Source organism: Amycolatopsis sp. lyj-90 (genome assembly GCF_046549035.1).
Classification (GTDB): domain Bacteria; phylum Actinomycetota; class Actinomycetes; order Mycobacteriales; family Pseudonocardiaceae; genus Amycolatopsis.
In genome coordinates, this window is sequence record NZ_JAJPWP010000017.1 from 152729 (window position 1) to 168676 (window position 15948).

Annotated in this window: 9 protein-coding genes; 6 read left to right on the forward strand and 3 right to left on the reverse strand. The window is 67.8% G+C overall.

Annotation, left to right across the window (positions count from 1 at the left end):
- Positions 1-438: a hypothetical protein gene (locus ACLJPX_RS43280; RefSeq protein ID WP_101612738.1), complete on the reverse strand. Its 438-nt coding sequence runs from the start codon at positions 436-438 to the stop codon at positions 1-3.
- Positions 439-719: 281 nt separating this feature from the next.
- Here ACLJPX_RS43280 and ACLJPX_RS43285 point away from each other — a divergent pair, with 281 nt between their 5' ends.
- The 4 genes from ACLJPX_RS43285 (at position 720) to ACLJPX_RS43300 (ending at position 9715) form a co-directional block, all read left to right on the forward strand.
- Positions 720-1334 (forward strand): hypothetical protein, encoded by a 615-nt coding sequence (locus ACLJPX_RS43285; protein ID WP_410605948.1) that lies wholly within the window; start codon positions 720-722, stop codon positions 1332-1334.
- A 17-nt stretch (positions 1335-1351) separates the two neighbouring features.
- The gene (locus ACLJPX_RS43290) at positions 1352-3361 is read left to right on the forward strand and encodes a flotillin family protein (RefSeq protein WP_410605949.1); all 2010 of its coding nucleotides are present in this window, start codon (positions 1352-1354) and stop codon (positions 3359-3361) included.
- Positions 3358-8241, forward strand: a complete 4884-nt coding sequence (locus ACLJPX_RS43295; protein ID WP_410605950.1) for a DNA repair ATPase — start codon at positions 3358-3360, stop codon at positions 8239-8241. The genes ACLJPX_RS43290 and ACLJPX_RS43295 overlap by 4 nt, the downstream gene beginning before the upstream one ends.
- A gap of 250 nt (positions 8242-8491) precedes the next feature.
- Positions 8492-9715 (forward strand): DUF222 domain-containing protein, encoded by a 1224-nt coding sequence (locus ACLJPX_RS43300; protein WP_410605976.1) that lies wholly within the window; start codon positions 8492-8494, stop codon positions 9713-9715.
- A gap of 407 nt (positions 9716-10122) precedes the next feature.
- Here the strand turns inward: ACLJPX_RS43300 and ACLJPX_RS43305 are convergent, their stop codons facing one another.
- The gene (locus ACLJPX_RS43305) at positions 10123-11085 is read right to left on the reverse strand and encodes a helix-turn-helix domain-containing protein (RefSeq protein ID WP_410605951.1); all 963 of its coding nucleotides are present in this window, start codon (positions 11083-11085) and stop codon (positions 10123-10125) included.
- Positions 11086-11227: 142 nt separating this feature from the next.
- Here ACLJPX_RS43305 and ACLJPX_RS43310 point away from each other — a divergent pair, with 142 nt between their 5' ends.
- Complete coding sequence (locus tag ACLJPX_RS43310) at positions 11228-12427, forward strand: cytochrome P450 (protein WP_410605952.1); 1200 nt, start codon at positions 11228-11230, stop codon at positions 12425-12427.
- A gap of 100 nt (positions 12428-12527) precedes the next feature.
- Here the strand turns inward: ACLJPX_RS43310 and ACLJPX_RS43315 are convergent, their stop codons facing one another.
- A complete protein-coding gene (locus ACLJPX_RS43315; protein WP_410605953.1) occupies positions 12528-13079 on the reverse strand; it encodes a snapalysin family zinc-dependent metalloprotease in 552 nt (183 codons plus the stop codon).
- A gap of 193 nt (positions 13080-13272) precedes the next feature.
- On the opposite strand from ACLJPX_RS43315, the gene ACLJPX_RS43320 reads away from it, so the two are divergent.
- On the forward strand, positions 13273-15918 hold the full coding sequence (locus ACLJPX_RS43320) for a P-loop NTPase fold protein (protein WP_410605954.1): 2646 nt from the start codon (positions 13273-13275) through the stop codon (positions 15916-15918).
- Positions 15919-15948: the final 30 nt, after the last annotated feature.

Genomic DNA, 15948 nt, shown 5'->3' on the forward strand with positions numbered 1-15948 from the left:
TCAGTGAGAGCCGGTGTAGTACCGGCACGCCTTGCAGGCGTACCGCATTTTGGCCACTCGCCACCGTTTTCGGTAGGCCTCGAGGTGTCCCGGCCGTGGCGGATGCACGCCGAGCCTGCGGAGGCGGCGGATCCGCCGTCCCGCTTCGAAGAGTTCGGTCGCCAGTCCGAGGTAGGCGCGCCTGAGCGCGATACCGGGTTCCGCGGCGAGGTTGTCCCGGCAGAACCGGTGCAGTAGGGCGAGGTCGGGCAGGCCGGGCGTTGTCGAGCCAGGGAGGTGCTCGACAACGCCGAGTCCGGGATGTCCCACGGGAAGGGCGAATCCGGCCGGAAGTCCACAATGGACACAGGTGAGCGTGCAGCTCAGACATCGGGTGACGTGGCGGATCCGCCGTTCGCGCTGATCCCCGTCGATCACCTCGCGAACGTGCCACCCCATGGAGCCTCCCAAGACCGTGGTGTGTCCTGTGTCACTCTCAATACTGGAGAGTAGGGGGCGCTCCGGTGGCGCGACAGGTCCAACCGGATGGCTTCCGGGCGGCCGGTCGGCGTAACGCTCCGCACCCGCCCGGGCCTCGTGAGTGGCTCCCCTTCGCAACTAGAGGACTACTTGCGGCGAGGGTGACGACCCTCGCGCACGCTTCCGCACACCGTGACCCACTCGTAGCCGAAAACGGCCCGCCCGGTGTCACGCGCTGGTTATAGTCCTGACCCGGGGTAATGGGGGAGGGAACGACGGCGATGGGCGGGTTCGTCACCGCGGCTCTGGGGTTTCCGGCCGTGCTCTTCAGCTTTCTGCTGATCGTGGTGATCGGCTATTGGCTGCTGGCGCTGCTCGGCGCCGTCGACATCGAAGACTCTGCCGAATTCGGCGGTGGCGAAGGGCTCCTGGCGGGCTTCGGCGGGGTCCCACTGTCCATTTCGCTCTCTTTGCTGATCGCCTTCACCTGGTTCGCCAGCCTGGCAGGAACGGTTCTTCTCGATGACTTGGACCTTTCGACACCTTCGAGGATCGGGTTCGGCGTCGGCGTGGTCGCCGTCGCGCTCGTCCTCGGCACACTCGGGACGAGGGTGATCGTGGTGCCACTGCGCCGGGTGTTCGGTCCCGCGAAGGAACCGAGCCGGAGGGACTTCGTCGGTCGTGCCGCGGTCATCCGCACCTCGTCCGTCACCCACGACTTCGGCCAGGCCGAAGCCACCGCCGCCGACGGATCGTCGGCCATTGTGGACGTTCGGCAGGCGGGTCAAGGCAACCTGACGGCGGGGAGCCGCGTAGTTCTCTATGACTACGACTCCGAAGGCGAGTTCTTCTGGGTCGAGTCCTTGGACATCTGAAGCAGAAAAGGAACACTATGGGTGCCATCAGCGTGGGGGCCGGCGTTCTGATCGCCGTGATAGTTGTCATCCTCCTGGTCTTGCTCTTCACGATCACCAGGTTGTTCAAGAAGGTGCCGCAGGGGAAGGCACTGATCATCTCGAAGGTCCGCCGGGTGGACGTCACCTTCACCGGTGCGATCGTCCTTCCGGTGCTGCACAAGGCCGAAATCATGGACACTTCAGTCAAGGCGATGGAAATCACCCGTACCGGCCGTGAAGGCCTGATCTGCCGGGACAACATCCGCGCCGACATCCGGATCTCGTTCTTCGTCCGGGTCAACAAGACCGTCGAGGACGTGATCAAGGTCGCGCAGGCGATCGGCACCGAACGCGCGAGCGACGAGGCGACGCTGCAGGAACTGTTCAACGCCAAGTTCTCCGAGGCGTTGAAAACCGTCGGCAAGCAGCTCGACTTCGTGGATCTCTACACCAAGCGCCACGAATTCCGTGACCAGATCATCCGCGTCATCGGCACCGACCTCAACGGGTACAGCCTTGAGGACGCGGCGATCGACTACCTCGAGCAGACGCCGATGTCGCAGCTCGACTCCGCGAACATCCTCGACGCGCAGGGTATCCGCAAGATCACCGAGCTGACCGCGATCGAGCACGTACGCACCAACGAGTTCCGCCGCGGCGAGGAAAAAGAGATCACGCGTCAGAACGTGGACGCCCGCGAAGCGATCCTCGAACTGGAGCGACGGCAGGCCGACGCCGAGATCAAGCAGCGCCGCGAGGTCGAGACCATGCGGGCGCGCGAAGAAGCCGAGATCGCCAAGGTGCAGGCGGAGGAGCGGCTCAAGTCGCAGGCCGCCGATCTGCGCACGGACGAGCAGCTGGGCATCCAGCACCAGAACCAGCAGCGTGAGATCGAGGTCGCGGGCAAGAACCGTGAGCGCGTGATCGCCATCGAGAGCGAGCGCATCGAGAAGGACAGGCTCCTCGAGGTCATCGGCCGCGAACGCGAGACCGAGCTGTCCCGCATCGCCAAGGACAAGGAAGTCGAGACCGAGAAGCGGTCCATCGCCGAGGTGATCCGCGAGCGGATCGCGGTCGAGAAGACCGTGGCGGAGCAGGAAGAGAACATCAAGAAGCTTCGCGTCGTCGAAGAGGCGGAGCGTCAGCGCTCGGCCATCATCATCCGGGCCGAGGCGGAGGCGCAGGAAAACCTCGTCAAGGACATCAAGGCCGCGGAAGCCGCCGAGGCCGCGTCGAAGCACAAGGCCCGCGAGGAACTGACGCTGGCCGAGGCACGCCAGCAGGCCGCCGAGCTGGACACCCGCGCGAAGATCCGCCTGGCGGAAGGCATCCAGGCCGAGGAGGCCGCGATCGGCCTGGCCGCGGCGCAGGTCAAGGAACGCGACGCCGACGCGCTGGAGAAGGTCGGCCGCGCCGAGGCGATCGTCGAGCGCGAGAAGGCGATCGTGCTCGCCGACGGCATGCGCGACAAGCTCAAGGGCGAGGCCGAAGGTCTCACCGAGAAGGCCGCCGCGATGGCCGCCCTCGACACCGCCAGCCGCCAGCACGAGGAGTACCGCCTGCGCCTGGAGGCCGAGAAGGAGATCCGGCTCGCCGCCCTCAACGTGCAGCGTGAGGTCGCCGAAGCGCAGGCCACGGTGCTCGGCATCGGACTGGAGAAGGCCGACATCGACATCGTCGGCGGCGAGACGATGTTCTTCGAGAAGGTCATCGGCTCGATCGGGCTCGGCAAGAGCGTGGACGGGTTCGTCGAGCACTCGGACGTCGTCCAGACGCTGGGGAAGTCGTGGCTCGACGGTTCGGGCAGCTTCACCGACGACCTGACCAAACTGGTCGGCTCGGTGAGCACCGAGGACGTGAAGAACCTGACGCTGTCGGCCTTCCTGGCCAAGCAGCTGCAGGCGGGCGGCCCGGACAGCGACAAGCTGCGTGAGCTGCTGTCGATGGCGCAGCGGCTCGGCCTCGCCGACCAGTCCGTCGCCGCCCTCGCCCCCGCGAAGCAGTGACGACGACCGAACCGGCGGCAGGAACGGAGCAGCTGGACGCGGGCACCTATGAGGTGCTCCGCGCCCGGCTCGCCGCACAGGCCGCCGAACTGGCGAAACGCGCGGACGAGCTCAACACCGCGCGGCTCGGGATCTTCGGCAGCGCACAGCTCGCGCTGATCGGCACGGAACGGATCCGCACCGCGAACAACTGCGTGCCGCGGGACGTCGTTTCGGTCGGCGGGCGGATGTTGTTCGGCTACAACGTCTTCATCGGGCTCAAACCCGAAACGACGGTCGACGACGTCTTCTCGCTGCACGGCTTCAGCCATGACGAAGAAGCCTTCCGCTTCGACGACGTGCCCGCCGAGGAGCTGCCGGGGCTGCTGCGCGACGAGCGGTTCGTCCGCGACTTCGCCGAGCTGTACCGCTACTACCGGCAGGCGAAACTGCTGCAGCTGCGGCGCGTCGAGGGCAAGCTGCTCGCGGTGTTCCAGATCGGCCCGCGGACCGAGGACATCCGCGTGCTGCGCTGGGGGATCGCCGCCGACGGAACGGTGTCCTATGTGGACAGCCGAGGCGAACGCGACCACGTCTTCCCGCCGTCGCACGATTTCGAATGGGTCGAGACCAGCCGCGAGCAGCACGTTCTCGGGCGGCATCCGCACATCTCGATCGAGGACGAGGTGTTCGTCGAGACCGTCGGCGGAAACCTGACGATCAAGATCGAGAACAACACCGAGACCGGCGAGGGCGTCTACTCCGAACCGGTCGACGAGCCGCTGCAGAGTCTCGCCGACGCCGAGGTCTCCTATGCCAGGATCGGCCCGCTGATCCTGCTGCGGATGCTGCCGTACAAGGAGACCGAGTACCGGTACCTGGTGTTCAACACGCGCACCCGGGACGTGGTGCGCCTCGACGGGATCGGGCAGGCGTGCCAGCGGCTGCCCGAGGACCACGGGATCATCTTCCCCGGCGGCTACTACCTCGACACGGGGATCAGCAAGACGTTCGACACCACCGTGGACGGTCTCGAATTCGAGCGCGTGATCCGCTCGCCCAACGGGGAGGACGTGCTCTACGTCTTCCACGCCAGGGCCGAGGGACGTTCGCTTCTCCTGCCGTACAACGTGATCCGCAAAGAGGTCTCGAACCCGATCCCGTGCCACGGGTACTCGCTGTTCGACGACGGCACGATGGTGCTGTTCCGGGCGATGTCCGACGAGCCGAGCCGGGTGCACCCGATGCAGGTGTGGCGGACGCCGTTCCAGTCGGACACCTATGCCGCGTCGCAGCCTGCCGGGACGGGGCCGCTGGAACGGGTCGGCAACGCCGATCTGGTCCGCGGGATCTCGGACTGTCTTTCGATCGGCCGGATGGTCGGCGAGATGGCGCCGTCGGCCGCCGTGTTCGAGGCGCTGATCGCCGCGTGCGCGAGGGTCTTCGACCACTATCACTGGCTCGGCGAGGCCGAACTCGGTGATCTGCGGTCGCCGCTTTCGGACGTCCGGGGCACCGCTGAGCAGGTGCTCGACGAGTTCGAGACGGTCACCTCGCTCACCGCGCAGGCGGCCGAAGCCGTCGAGGAGGCGGCCGCGGAAACCGCCTCGCTCGTGCGCAAGGTGCGCGGCGAGGCGCTGAACGCGGCCGACGCGTGGGTGCGCAGGCTCGCCGAGATGCACCGCGCGCGAGGACATCTCGTCACCGTGCGGGAACTGCGCTACGTCGACACCGACCGTGTCGACAAGTTGATAGCCGACCTCGACGCGGAGTTCGGCGAGGCCGCACAGCGAGCCGTCCGGTTCCTGCAGGGCGAAGACGCGTTCACGAGCTATCACGCCGAGGTCGACAGGCTGATCGACGCCGCGGGCGCGATCTCCACCGTCGCCGAGGCGGTTCCGGTCGCCGAGCAGCTGGACGAACAGTCCGGCGGGCTCGGAGTCCTCACCGACGTCGTCGGCGGGCTGGAGATCGCGGACGCGGTGGTGCGGACGAAGATCCTCGAACGCGTCGGTGAGGTCATCGGCGGCGTCAACCGGGCCCGGGCCACGCTCGAGGCGCGGCGCAAGGAACTGCTGGAGACCGAGGGCCGGGCGGAGTTCGCCGCCGAGTTCGCCCTGCTGGCGCAGGCCATCACCGGCGGGCTCGCGGTCGCGGACACCCCGGACCGCTGCGACGAGCAGCTCGGCAGATTGCTGCTGCAGCTGGAAAACCTCGAATCGCGGTTCGGCGAGTTCGACGACTTCCTGGCTTCGCTCGGCGAGAAGCGCACGGACGTCTACGAGGCGTTCTCCTCGCGCAAACAAGCGTTGCTCGACGAACGCGCACGCCGCGCGGACCGGCTGGTCGATTCGGCGGGCCGGATCCTGTCGAGTGTGACCAGGCGGGTCGGCACGCTCGGTTCGGTCGACGAGATCAACACGTACTTCGCCTCCGACCCCATGGTCGCGAAACTGCGCAGCGTCGTCGCCGAACTGCGTGACCTCGGTGACCAGGTGCGCGCCGAAGAACTCGAAGGCCGGGTCAAGGCCGCCCGTCAGGAAGCAGGCCGCGCGCTGCGCGACAGGCTCGACCTGTACGGCGAGGGCGGGGAGACGATCCGCCTGGGTCGCAACACCTTCGCGGTCAACACGCAGGACATCGACCTCACCCTGGTGCCGCACGACGGCGGGATGAAGTTCGCGATCACCGGGACCGACTACCGCTCGCCCGTGCGGGACGAGTCGTTCGAGGCGACGCGGCCGTACTGGGATCAACTGCTGGTCTCGGAATCGCCCGAGGTCTATCGCGCGGAGTACCTGGCCACGTCGATCCTGCTCGAGAAGCCCGATTTGCCGGACGCCGATCTGCTCGAGGTCGTCCGGCGCGTCGCGGGAGACCGTTACGACGAGGGCTACGCGCGCGGCGTGCACGATCACGACGCCGCGGCGATCCTGTCCGCGTTGCTGCGCCTGCGGTCCGCCGCAGGGCTGCTGCGCTACCCGCCCGCCGCCAGGGCCGCCACTCAGCTGTTCTGGGCTTTCGGTGTCGAAGAGGCGGCGAAGTCCGCGTGGACGACGCGTGCCGCGTCGCTCGCGCGGGTGCGGGAGGCGTTCGGGCACACCACGGCGATCGACTCGCTGGCGCGGGAGTTCACCGAGGCGATGACCGCTTTCGCCACGTCGTCCGGACTGGCGCTGGACCTCGAATTCGCCGGCGAGTACCTGTTCGAGGAACTGGCCGACGCGTCGCCGGGATTCGTCACCAGCGGCGGAGCGCGGACGCTGCTCGACAAGTTCCGGCTCGACCGCCGGAGCTTCGCCGAGGATCTCCGCGCCCTCGAAGACCTCGCCGACCGGCACCAGCTCGCTGAAGCCTGGCTGACGTCCTTTGTGGACTCGGCGGGCTTGCCGGGCGACGAACTGGCGGAGGCCGTCGCGATCGAACTGGCCGAACTGCCCCGGTACGATTCCTCGGCCGAGCTTTCGGCCACCGTGGACGGTCTGCTCGGCTCGCATGCGCGGATCGTCAACCGGTCCCTGACCCTGCGGCTCGACGAGACGCTGGCCAGGACGCAGCGATTCCGGCGTGACCGGGTGCCGGGTTTCCGGGCGTATCAGCGGCAGCGCAACGAACTCGTCGCCGCCGAGCGGGACAGGCTGCGGCTCGGCGAGTACAAGCCGAAGGTGATGAGCGCCTTCGTGCGCAACAGGCTGCTCGACGAGGTCTACCTGCCGTTGATCGGTGACAACCTCGCCAAGCAGCTCGGCGCGACCGGCGATGCCAGGCGCACCGACCAGTCCGGTCTGCTGCTGCTCATCTCGCCGCCCGGATACGGCAAGACGACCCTCATGGAGTACGTCGCGAGCCGCCTCGGGCTGGTGTTCGTCAAGGTGAACGGGCCGGCCCTCGGGCACGACGTCACGTCGGTGGATCCGGCGGACGCGCCCAACGCGACCGCGCGGCAAGAGGTCGAGAAGATCTCGTTCGCGCTGGAGCAGGGCAACAACGTGCTGCTGTACCTGGACGACATCCAGCACACGTCGCCGGAGCTGTTGCAGAAGTTCATCTCGCTGTGCGACGCGCAGCGGCGGATGGAAGGCGTCTGGGAAGGCCGGACGCGGACCTATGACCTGCGCGGCAAGCGGTTCGCCGTCTGCATGGCGGGCAACCCGTACACCGAGCAGGGTAAACGGTTCCGGATCCCGGACATGCTCGCCAACCGCGCGGACGTGTGGAACCTCGGCGATGTACTGTCGGGCAAGGAAGAGCTGTTCGCGCTGAGCTACATCGAGAACTCGCTCACCGCGAACACCGTGCTGGCACCGCTGGTCTCACGTGAACGGTCCGATGTGGACGTTCTCGTGCGCCTGGCCCGCGGCGATGGCTCGGTGCGGGCGGATCAGCTGAAGCACGCGTACTCGGCGACCGAACTGGAGCAGATCCTCGCCGTGCTGCGGAAACTGATCCAGGTGCAGCGGATCATCCTGAAGAACAACCAGGCGTACATCGCTTCGGCGGCGCAGGCGGACGCGTCCCGGGTAGAACCACCGTTCCAGCTACAGGGTTCGTACCGGAACATGAACAAGCTCGCCGGACGGATCGTGCCCGCGATGAACGACGCCGAACTCGAAGCGCTGATCGACGACCACTACGCCGGCGAGGCGCAGACGCTGACCTCGGGCGCCGAGGCCAACCTGCTCAAACTGGCGGAACTGCGCGGAAGGCTGAGCGCCTCGGAAGCGCAAAGGTGGGCGGACGTGAAGGCGGCTTACCTGCGGGCGCAGGCACTCGGCGGGGACGACGAGGACCCGATGAGCCGCGCGGTCGGCGCGATGGGCCTGCTGGCGGATCGGGTCGGTGCCGTGGAAGCGGCGATCGAGCGGGCTTCGGAACGGATGGTCGTGCGGGACGTGATGTAGGGGCATTGTGGCGTTCTCGGCGGTCGGGGTTTCGGCTGCCGGGAACGCATTGCCGGAATTTGGCGACGCTTCACGATGGCAGAATGATTCCGGGTGGCCATGGGTGCTGTGGTCGGTATCGGGCCCTGATCTGGTCGGTTCGCCGAGCCTTCATGCCGAAAATCGGCAACGCCTTACGGTGGCTGCATGATCGGAAATTGTCGGTGGTCGGTCGTATGTTGATCAGGTGGACACACGTAAAGCCACACCTGTGGCACTCCTCGAGAAACTCACCGACCCCGGCCTGCTGGAGTCGGTCAATGCTGCTGTCGATTCCTTGGATGACACCGATTCCGTCGCTGTCGCCCAAGCCGCGTCAGCGGGGATCGCACGATTGGAAGCGGTCCGGTTCCGGGCGCTGGCGCAGCTTTCGCGGCATCGCGACGGCGCCCGCAGTGTCACCCAGGAGGTCGCGTTCGCGTTGTCTCTTGTGGACAATCATGCGGGTGCGATGGTCGCCGCGGCTGAGGCGTTGACCACCCGCCTGCCCCGCACACTGGGCTTGATGGACCAAGGAAAAGTGGATGGTTTCGGCGCGATGAAAGTCGCCGCCGCCACCGCGTGGCTATCCGACGACAACGCCCTCGCCGCCGACGCCCTCCTGGAGGACCGGCTACCGGACAAAAACTCCGGACAGATCCGGAAAGCGGCGAGCCACGCGGCACTCACAGTCGACCGCGAAGGCGCCGCTACCCGTACCGAGCGGCATCGCGAAGGCCGCCGGCTGACGGTCCGCCACGGCGAGACAGGCGTGGCGTCGATCGAAGTCGAAGACGGCCCCGCCGAAAAAGTCACCGCCGCCTACACCCGGATCGACCGCGAAGCACGAGCACTCAAAACCGGTGACGAGACCCGCACCCTCGACCAACTCCGCGCCGATGTCGCGCTCGACCTCCTCTTGGGCGGCCAAGGCGGCAAGACCGAACGCGCCGAGGTGTTCCTCTACATGGACCTGTTCACCTACCTCGGAGTGAACGACGATCCAGCGGAACTCGCCGGACACGGCCACCTTCCCGCGTCACTGGCCCGCGAGATCGCGACCGGGGCGGACACCGTGCTACGGCGGATCATCACCGACCCGTTGTCCGGGCAAGTGCTCGACCTCGGCCGGAACCGGTATCGGCCCACCGCGGGCCAGGGCGAGTTCGTCCGGGTACGCGACCGCGAATGCCGAAGACCCGGCTGCCACCGCCCCGCCCAAGCCTGCGACCTCGACCACTCCGTGCCCTGGGAGCACGGCGGCCACACCGACGCCGCCGACCTCATCGACCTCTGCCGCCGCGATCACCGCCTGAAAGACGAACCCGGCTGGACCTACCACCTCACACCCGACGGCACCCTCACCATCACCACCCCCACCGGACAAAGCCACGACAGCACCCCACCACCACTACACCAACCCCGCCCAAAAACCGAAGAACCACCACCATTCTGAACCCCGTCGCCGAAAACCGGCCACGGTCCAGGCTTCCAACGCGACCAGCCCAAACGGAACCGCCCCCGCTTAGAACACCTTCACCGAAAACCGGCCACCGCTCCCGTTCTCAGCGCGGCCAGCTGCGCGGTCCTGAGCCACTCCGCCTACGGAACTACCCATTCCACCTCATCGCCGAAAAACGGCCACCGGACACCGTGAACCGCGAAAGAGCCCTCAGCCCGCGAGCTGAGGGGCCGCTGCCTAGCGGCCATCCGTAGCTGTCTCCGCGCGTTACCGGGAATCGGCCACGCTTTTCCGCGGTGGTGTTGCCCACTAGCCGTCACCACTCTGGTCCTTTGCCGAACAACGGCAACAAGTCCCGTCGGCCACCTGTCCCCGCCGTATCGCCGAAAAACGGCCACCACTCAACACCCCAAAGCCGCCAACTGCGCCGCAGTAAGCCGTTCCCTCAACGGGGCCGCGCGATAAGTCCCGTCCTCGACGACCACCGTCACCGGACCGGCGACGTGCGGGTGCTCGATGGCGACCCGCAGGGCGGCGGCCACTTGCTCGAGCGGCCATCCCAAGGCGGCGGAAAGCGATTCGGGGGCGAGCGGTCGTCCCGCGTGCAGCAGGGCGGCGAGTACGGTCACCGCGTCGGCGGCGAAGACCGCCACTCGGTCGTCCAGCATGATTTCGTTGATGCGCGCGTGGAATCGGGAGAGGTCGTCCATGCGGGCGCCCGCCGGTGTCGACGTGCCGAGGACTTCGGCGCCCTGGCGGGCGATCTTGACCCATTCCTGGTTCGCGCGCACGCTCTCGGCCCATACTCGTTGCGGCATTTCCTCGTCGATGACGTACTGCTCCCGCCGGCCGTCCCGTTCCCGCTTGAGCATCGCCTGCGCTTCGAGGTAGGCCACGGCGTTCGAGATCGACGCCGGACTCACCTGGAGTCGCTGGGCGAGGTCGGCCGCGCTGAGCACGCCGTCGTCGCTGACGGACAGGCACGCGAGCACGCGTGCCGTCATCCTGGGAAGCCCGGTGGCCACGATCATCTCGGCGAACTCGGTTTCGAAGAGGCGCACGGCCGCCGGGTCCCGCCCGTAGCCGTTCTGGACGACGGGGACGGCTCGTGGCAGCGGTTTGCGGCGCCGCGCGCGTTCGCCGGTCACCCGGCTCGCTTCTTCGGCGCGGTAGCCGGAGTGCCCGCTGTTGCGCGAAACCTCGCGGCTGATCGTCGACGTCGGGCGCCCGAGCCGCCGGGCGATCTCGGCGTATCCGAGACCGTCCTTGAGCCAGGACGCGATCAGTCGACGATCTTCCTGGGTCAGCCTGCCGCCCGGCATGGGCACCTCCGGTGCGTTCAGTCGCAGATCATTGCAACGCATCGTTGCATTCATCGGCAAGACGATTGCAACGATTTCAGGAAATCTACCAGCTATTACGAAAGAAAAGCCAGATCAGAACTTTGAGCGATCTATGAACGCAACGTAGCCTTTTGTCATGGCTGAAGATCTGGGAGGAACAGCTATGACGACTTCGGTACCCCACCTCACGGAATTGCCCCTCGACCGGCCGCGGGGCTGCCCGTTCGACCCGCCCGCCGCACTCGGCACGCTGCGTGACGAGCACCCGCTCGCCCGGCTGACGTTCCCCGACGGTCACCAAGGCTGGCTCGCGACGGGGCACGCGACCATCCGGGAAATCATCGCGGATCCGCGCTTCAGCGCACGACAGGAGCTCCTGCACTCACCGCTGCCGGGACCGGCGGCGATGGTGGTGCCGCCTCCCGCGGCGCCGGGGATGTTCATCAAGATGGACGGCGCGGAGCACGCGCGGTACCGCAGGCTGCTCACCGGCAAGTTCACCGTCCGCCGGATGCGCCTGCTCACCGAACGGGTCGAGCAGGTGACCGCCGAGCATCTCGACGCCATGGAGCGGCAGGGGTCGCCCGCCGATCTGGTGACGGCCTTCGCGCAGCCCATTCCGGCGCTGATGATCTGTGAACTGCTCGGGGTCCCTTATGAAGACCACGAGTTCTTCCGCCGCAACGTCCTGCCGTTGAACCTGCCGGACGCCTCGCTCGCGGAGCAGGAAGCCGCCATGAACGCGCTGGGGGAGTACCTCTACAAGCTCGTCGTGGCCAAACGGGCCGAGCCGGCCGACGACATCCTCGGCGAACTGGTCACCACGGAACTCACCGACGAAGAGCTCACCGGCATCGCGTTCCTCTTGCTGGGGGCCGGTTTGGACACCACGGCCAACATGCTGGGGCTGGGTACCTTCGCGTTGCTCCAGCATCCGGACCAGCTCGCAGTCCTGCGTGAGAAGCCGGAGAGCATGGAAGGCGCAGTCGAGGAACTCTTGCGGTACTTGACGATCGCGCACACCGGTGTGCGCACCGCGCTCGAGGACGTCGCAATCGGCGGGCAGCTCGTCAAGGCGGGGGAGGCGGTCGCGATTTCGGCGATGGCCGCCAACCGCGATCCGCTCAAGTTCCCGGAGCCCGATCGGCTCGACGTCGGGCGGAAGACGGCCGGGCACGCGGCCTTTGGGCACGGCGTCCACCAGTGTCTCGGCCAGCAGCTCGCGCGAGTCCAGCTGAAGGTCGCCTTCACCGGGCTGCTCGCCAGGTTCCCGGAACTGCGCCTGGCGGTTCCGGCCGACGAGATCCCGTTGCGGACGGACTCCGACATCTACGGGGTGTACGCGCTCCCGGTGGCCTGGTGACCCCGATGAAACTCGAGGTCGACCGCGAACGCCGCACGGTGCACGACCAGGACGTCGCCCTGGCCAGGGGGTGCCGGGCGGGGCACCCCCTGGCGCGGGATCAGCCGACGTCCACGAGGACCTTGCCCGCGTCGGCGCTCTGCACGGCGGTGCCGGCGTAGAGCTGCTGAACCCGGGCCTTCTCCTGGGCGTTGGGGTTCACGCTGGCGCAGCTGACGCCACCGGTCGAGCCGGACATCAGCGACGAGCACGGCCCGGGCTTCACGTCGGGCAGGCCGAGGCTGTGGCCCAGCTCGTGCGAGGCGATCCGGGTCTTGTTGTAGCCCTGCTGGACGGCCTGCCTGCCGTACCAGACGGTGACCTGGCCGCTCGGGCGGACCGGCCCGAGGGTGGCGCGCGGCCAGCCGTTGTCGGCGATGATCCGGATGTTGACCCGCTGCCCCGGCGTCGCCTTCACGAGGCGGACGTTGGTGACGTTGGTGTTCCAGACGTTGACGCCGGCGGCCACCGCGTCCTTGAACTCCGCGGCCTGGCTGTCGTCGTAGGTCAGGGTGGTCGCCATGATCTCGGCGGCACCGGCGGAGGGTGCCGAGAGCACCGAGATGGAGAGCGCGGCGCCGGTGAGCACCGCGGCGAAGGTACGTCGAAGCACGTTGAACTCCTCGCGTTTAAGGCGTGCTGGAATTTCGGAGCAGTGTCGACACTTTTGTTCTGGCGGGAGGGATCTCTGAGTAGTCCTCCGTTGCCTCCGCGTGATGTTAGGACCTGTCGAGGTCGTCGGGGTACCCGCCGATAGTCGCCTGTCGTTAACCATGATCTTGACTCGACCGGAAGACTGTGCGGCTATGACGACGGCGCGATTCACCGGACACGAAGAACCCATCCTCGCTGTCGCCGTGCACGGAAACCGCCTGGTCACCGGCGGTACGGACAAGACCGTGCGGGTGTGGGACCTGGAGACCGGCGCGCAGCGGTTCGCCTTGAGCGGGCACGATCGGCCGGTGCTCGCGGTGGGTATCTCGGGTCGGTACGTGGTCGGTTGCGATGGGGCGACGGTGCGGCGCTGGCGGCTCACGGGCCGCGAGGCGCAACCCCCAGAGGTCCAGACCACCAAGCGGACACTCACGGTCGCGGTGGCGAAGGATTTCGCCGTGTCCGGCGCGGGAAGCACCGTCGAGGTCCGGCGGCTGGACGGCGTGACCGTCCGCGGCCTCCGCACCGGCGGTCCGGAGATCGAATCGGTCGCGGTGACCCCGGACGGCCGGGTCGTGGTCGCCGGGGACGACACCGGTGGCGTGCGGCTGTGGGACGGGGAAGTCGTTTCCCACTACCGGTTCGGTGGCGCGGGCGCGGTCCACGTCGTCGCGGTCTCACCCGACGGCTCGCGGGTGCTGTCCGCCGAGGGGGAGACGGTCCGGTTGTGGGGGCGCAAGGGCGATCCCGCCCTCGTCTTCCCCGGGCACGCCGGCGTGGTGCGGGTGCTCGCCTTCAGCCCGGACGGCGAACTGGTGCTCTCCGGCGGTTCCGGCGGCGAGGTCTGCGTCCGCGAGATCGACAACCCCGCCGACTACACCCTCCTCAAGGGACACGAGGGGAACGTCCGCGCGATCGCGTGCACCGCGGGCAACGAGAAGATCGTCACGGTCGGGGACGACCGCACGATCCGGGTGTGGGACCGCTTCGGCAACCAGATCGACGGCACCGGCTTCGTCGAGCCCAAACCGGGACGGGCGCGCCCGCGGATCACCCCCGATGTCGAGAGCCCGGTCGACCTGATCGGCTTCCAGGACGACGTGCGCACCCTCGCCGCGGTCATCGCCGACCGTGAGACCAGCCCGCCGCTGTGCGTCGCGCTGCTGGGCCCGTGGGGGTCCGGAAAGTCGAGTTTCGTGCGGCAGGTGGCGGACCGGGTGGCGGAACTGGCCCGCCGCTCCCGCGGCAACGCGGCGAACAGCGTGTTCGCCGGGGAGATCCGGCAGATCCGGTTCAACGCCTGGCAGTACCACGACGACCATCTGTGGGTCGGGCTGGTGGATCACCTGTTCCGCAACCTCGGCGCGCCCGAGACGCACGCGGACGCCGACGAGGTCCGCGCCGAACGCGAGGAGCTGCGGACCAGGCTCGCGAGCCTTCGCGCGATCAAAGCGGATTCCCCGCTCACCTGGCGCTGGCGGCTCCTGGTGTCCGGGGTGGACCGCGCCGAGCGACGGCGGCGACGGCTCGCCGTCGCGGGCTACGCGGTCTTGGGCGTGCTCGGCCTCGCCGCGGCGATCACCGGCTGGGCCTTGTGGCACAACGCGATACTCGCCGCGGCGGGAGCGATCGTCGCGCTCGGTGCGGTGCTGACCCCGGCGCTCACCACCGCCAAGTCGGCCCTCGCGCCGGTCAAGTCCACATTGGACAAGCTGCGGTACGACGTCGACAAACGGGCGGAACGGTTCGAGACCGAGCTCCGGGAGACCGAGGAGCGGCTCCGGCGGCTGGACGCGGCCGCCCGGCTCGGCGAGCTGATCGAAGAGGCGAAGACTGGCAGATACGGTGACTACCAAGGGGTTTTCGCCCGGGTACGGGAAGATCTCGCGGACCTGAGCGCCGATTTGGCCGACGCGCGGACGGAATGGCTGCTGGCGGGCGGTAAGGGCGAGCCGCCACTGGAACGGATCGTGCTCTACATCGACGACCTCGACCGCTGCCCGCCGTCGAAGGTGATCGAGGTACTGGCCGCGGTGCACCTGCTGCTGGCCCTGCCCGCGTTCGTCGTGGTGGTGGCCGTCGATCCGCGGTGGTTGCGGCGCTGCCTCGACCAGCATCACGAAGAACTGTTCGGCACCGGGGAAGCACGGCGGGCCGAGTACCTCGACAAGATCTTCCAGATCGTCTTCGCGTTGCGCCCCATGGGAGCCGCGGCGGACGAGCTGATCGACGCCCTGATGCCGATCGAAGGACGGGCACCGGCGTCGCGCGGGCACGAAGAATGGGCAGAAGACGGGGACACCCGCGAAAGCGGTGAAGGCGGCGAACAGGCGGAGGTCATCGTCAAGGACACCGCCCCGCCGACGTTCTACAACATGCGGCCGGACCGGCTGCGGCTCACCGAGGTCGAACGCGACTTCGTCCACGTGCTGCGGAAAAAGCTGAACACACCGCGCGAGATCCGGAAACTGGTCAACCTCTACCGGCTCGTCCGCATCGGCATTCCCGACGCGGAACTGACGCGGTTCGTCGGCGGCCCCTACCGGGCGGTGCTCGTCCTGCTGACCTTGCTGGTCGCCGATCCGGACGCCGCGCGCTCGACCTTCGTCGCGCTTTCCGGCGGCGCGCTTTCCGATGGCGCAGCGCCGTCCGAAGCCTTTCCACCTGAATGGCGGCTAGACGTCGAATCCTTCGATGATCTACAGGTCTATCGGAATTGGGTGGGTACCCTCGCCCGCTTCAGTTTCGAAACCTACGATCTGGTGACCGAGGAAACAGAACCGGGAGCCGGGTTGTAGCTACACTTGCCCGCTACCACGGCTAGGGGG

Bases quoted from the DNA above. Each gene is read 5' to 3' on its own strand.
- ACLJPX_RS43280 (WP_101612738.1), bottom strand. From the start codon at position 438: ATGGGGTGGCACGTTCGCGAGGTGATCGACGGGGATCAGCGCGAACGG.
- ACLJPX_RS43285 (WP_410605948.1), top strand. From the start codon at position 720: ATGGGGGAGGGAACGACGGCGATGGGCGGGTTCGTCACCGCGGCTCTG.
- ACLJPX_RS43290 (WP_410605949.1), top strand. From the start codon at position 1,352: ATGGGTGCCATCAGCGTGGGGGCCGGCGTTCTGATCGCCGTGATAGTT.
- ACLJPX_RS43305 (WP_410605951.1), bottom strand. From the start codon at position 11,085: ATGCGTTGCAATGATCTGCGACTGAACGCACCGGAGGTGCCCATGCCG.
- ACLJPX_RS43310 (WP_410605952.1), top strand. From the start codon at position 11,228: ATGACGACTTCGGTACCCCACCTCACGGAATTGCCCCTCGACCGGCCG.
- ACLJPX_RS43320 (WP_410605954.1), top strand. From the start codon at position 13,273: ATGACGACGGCGCGATTCACCGGACACGAAGAACCCATCCTCGCTGTC.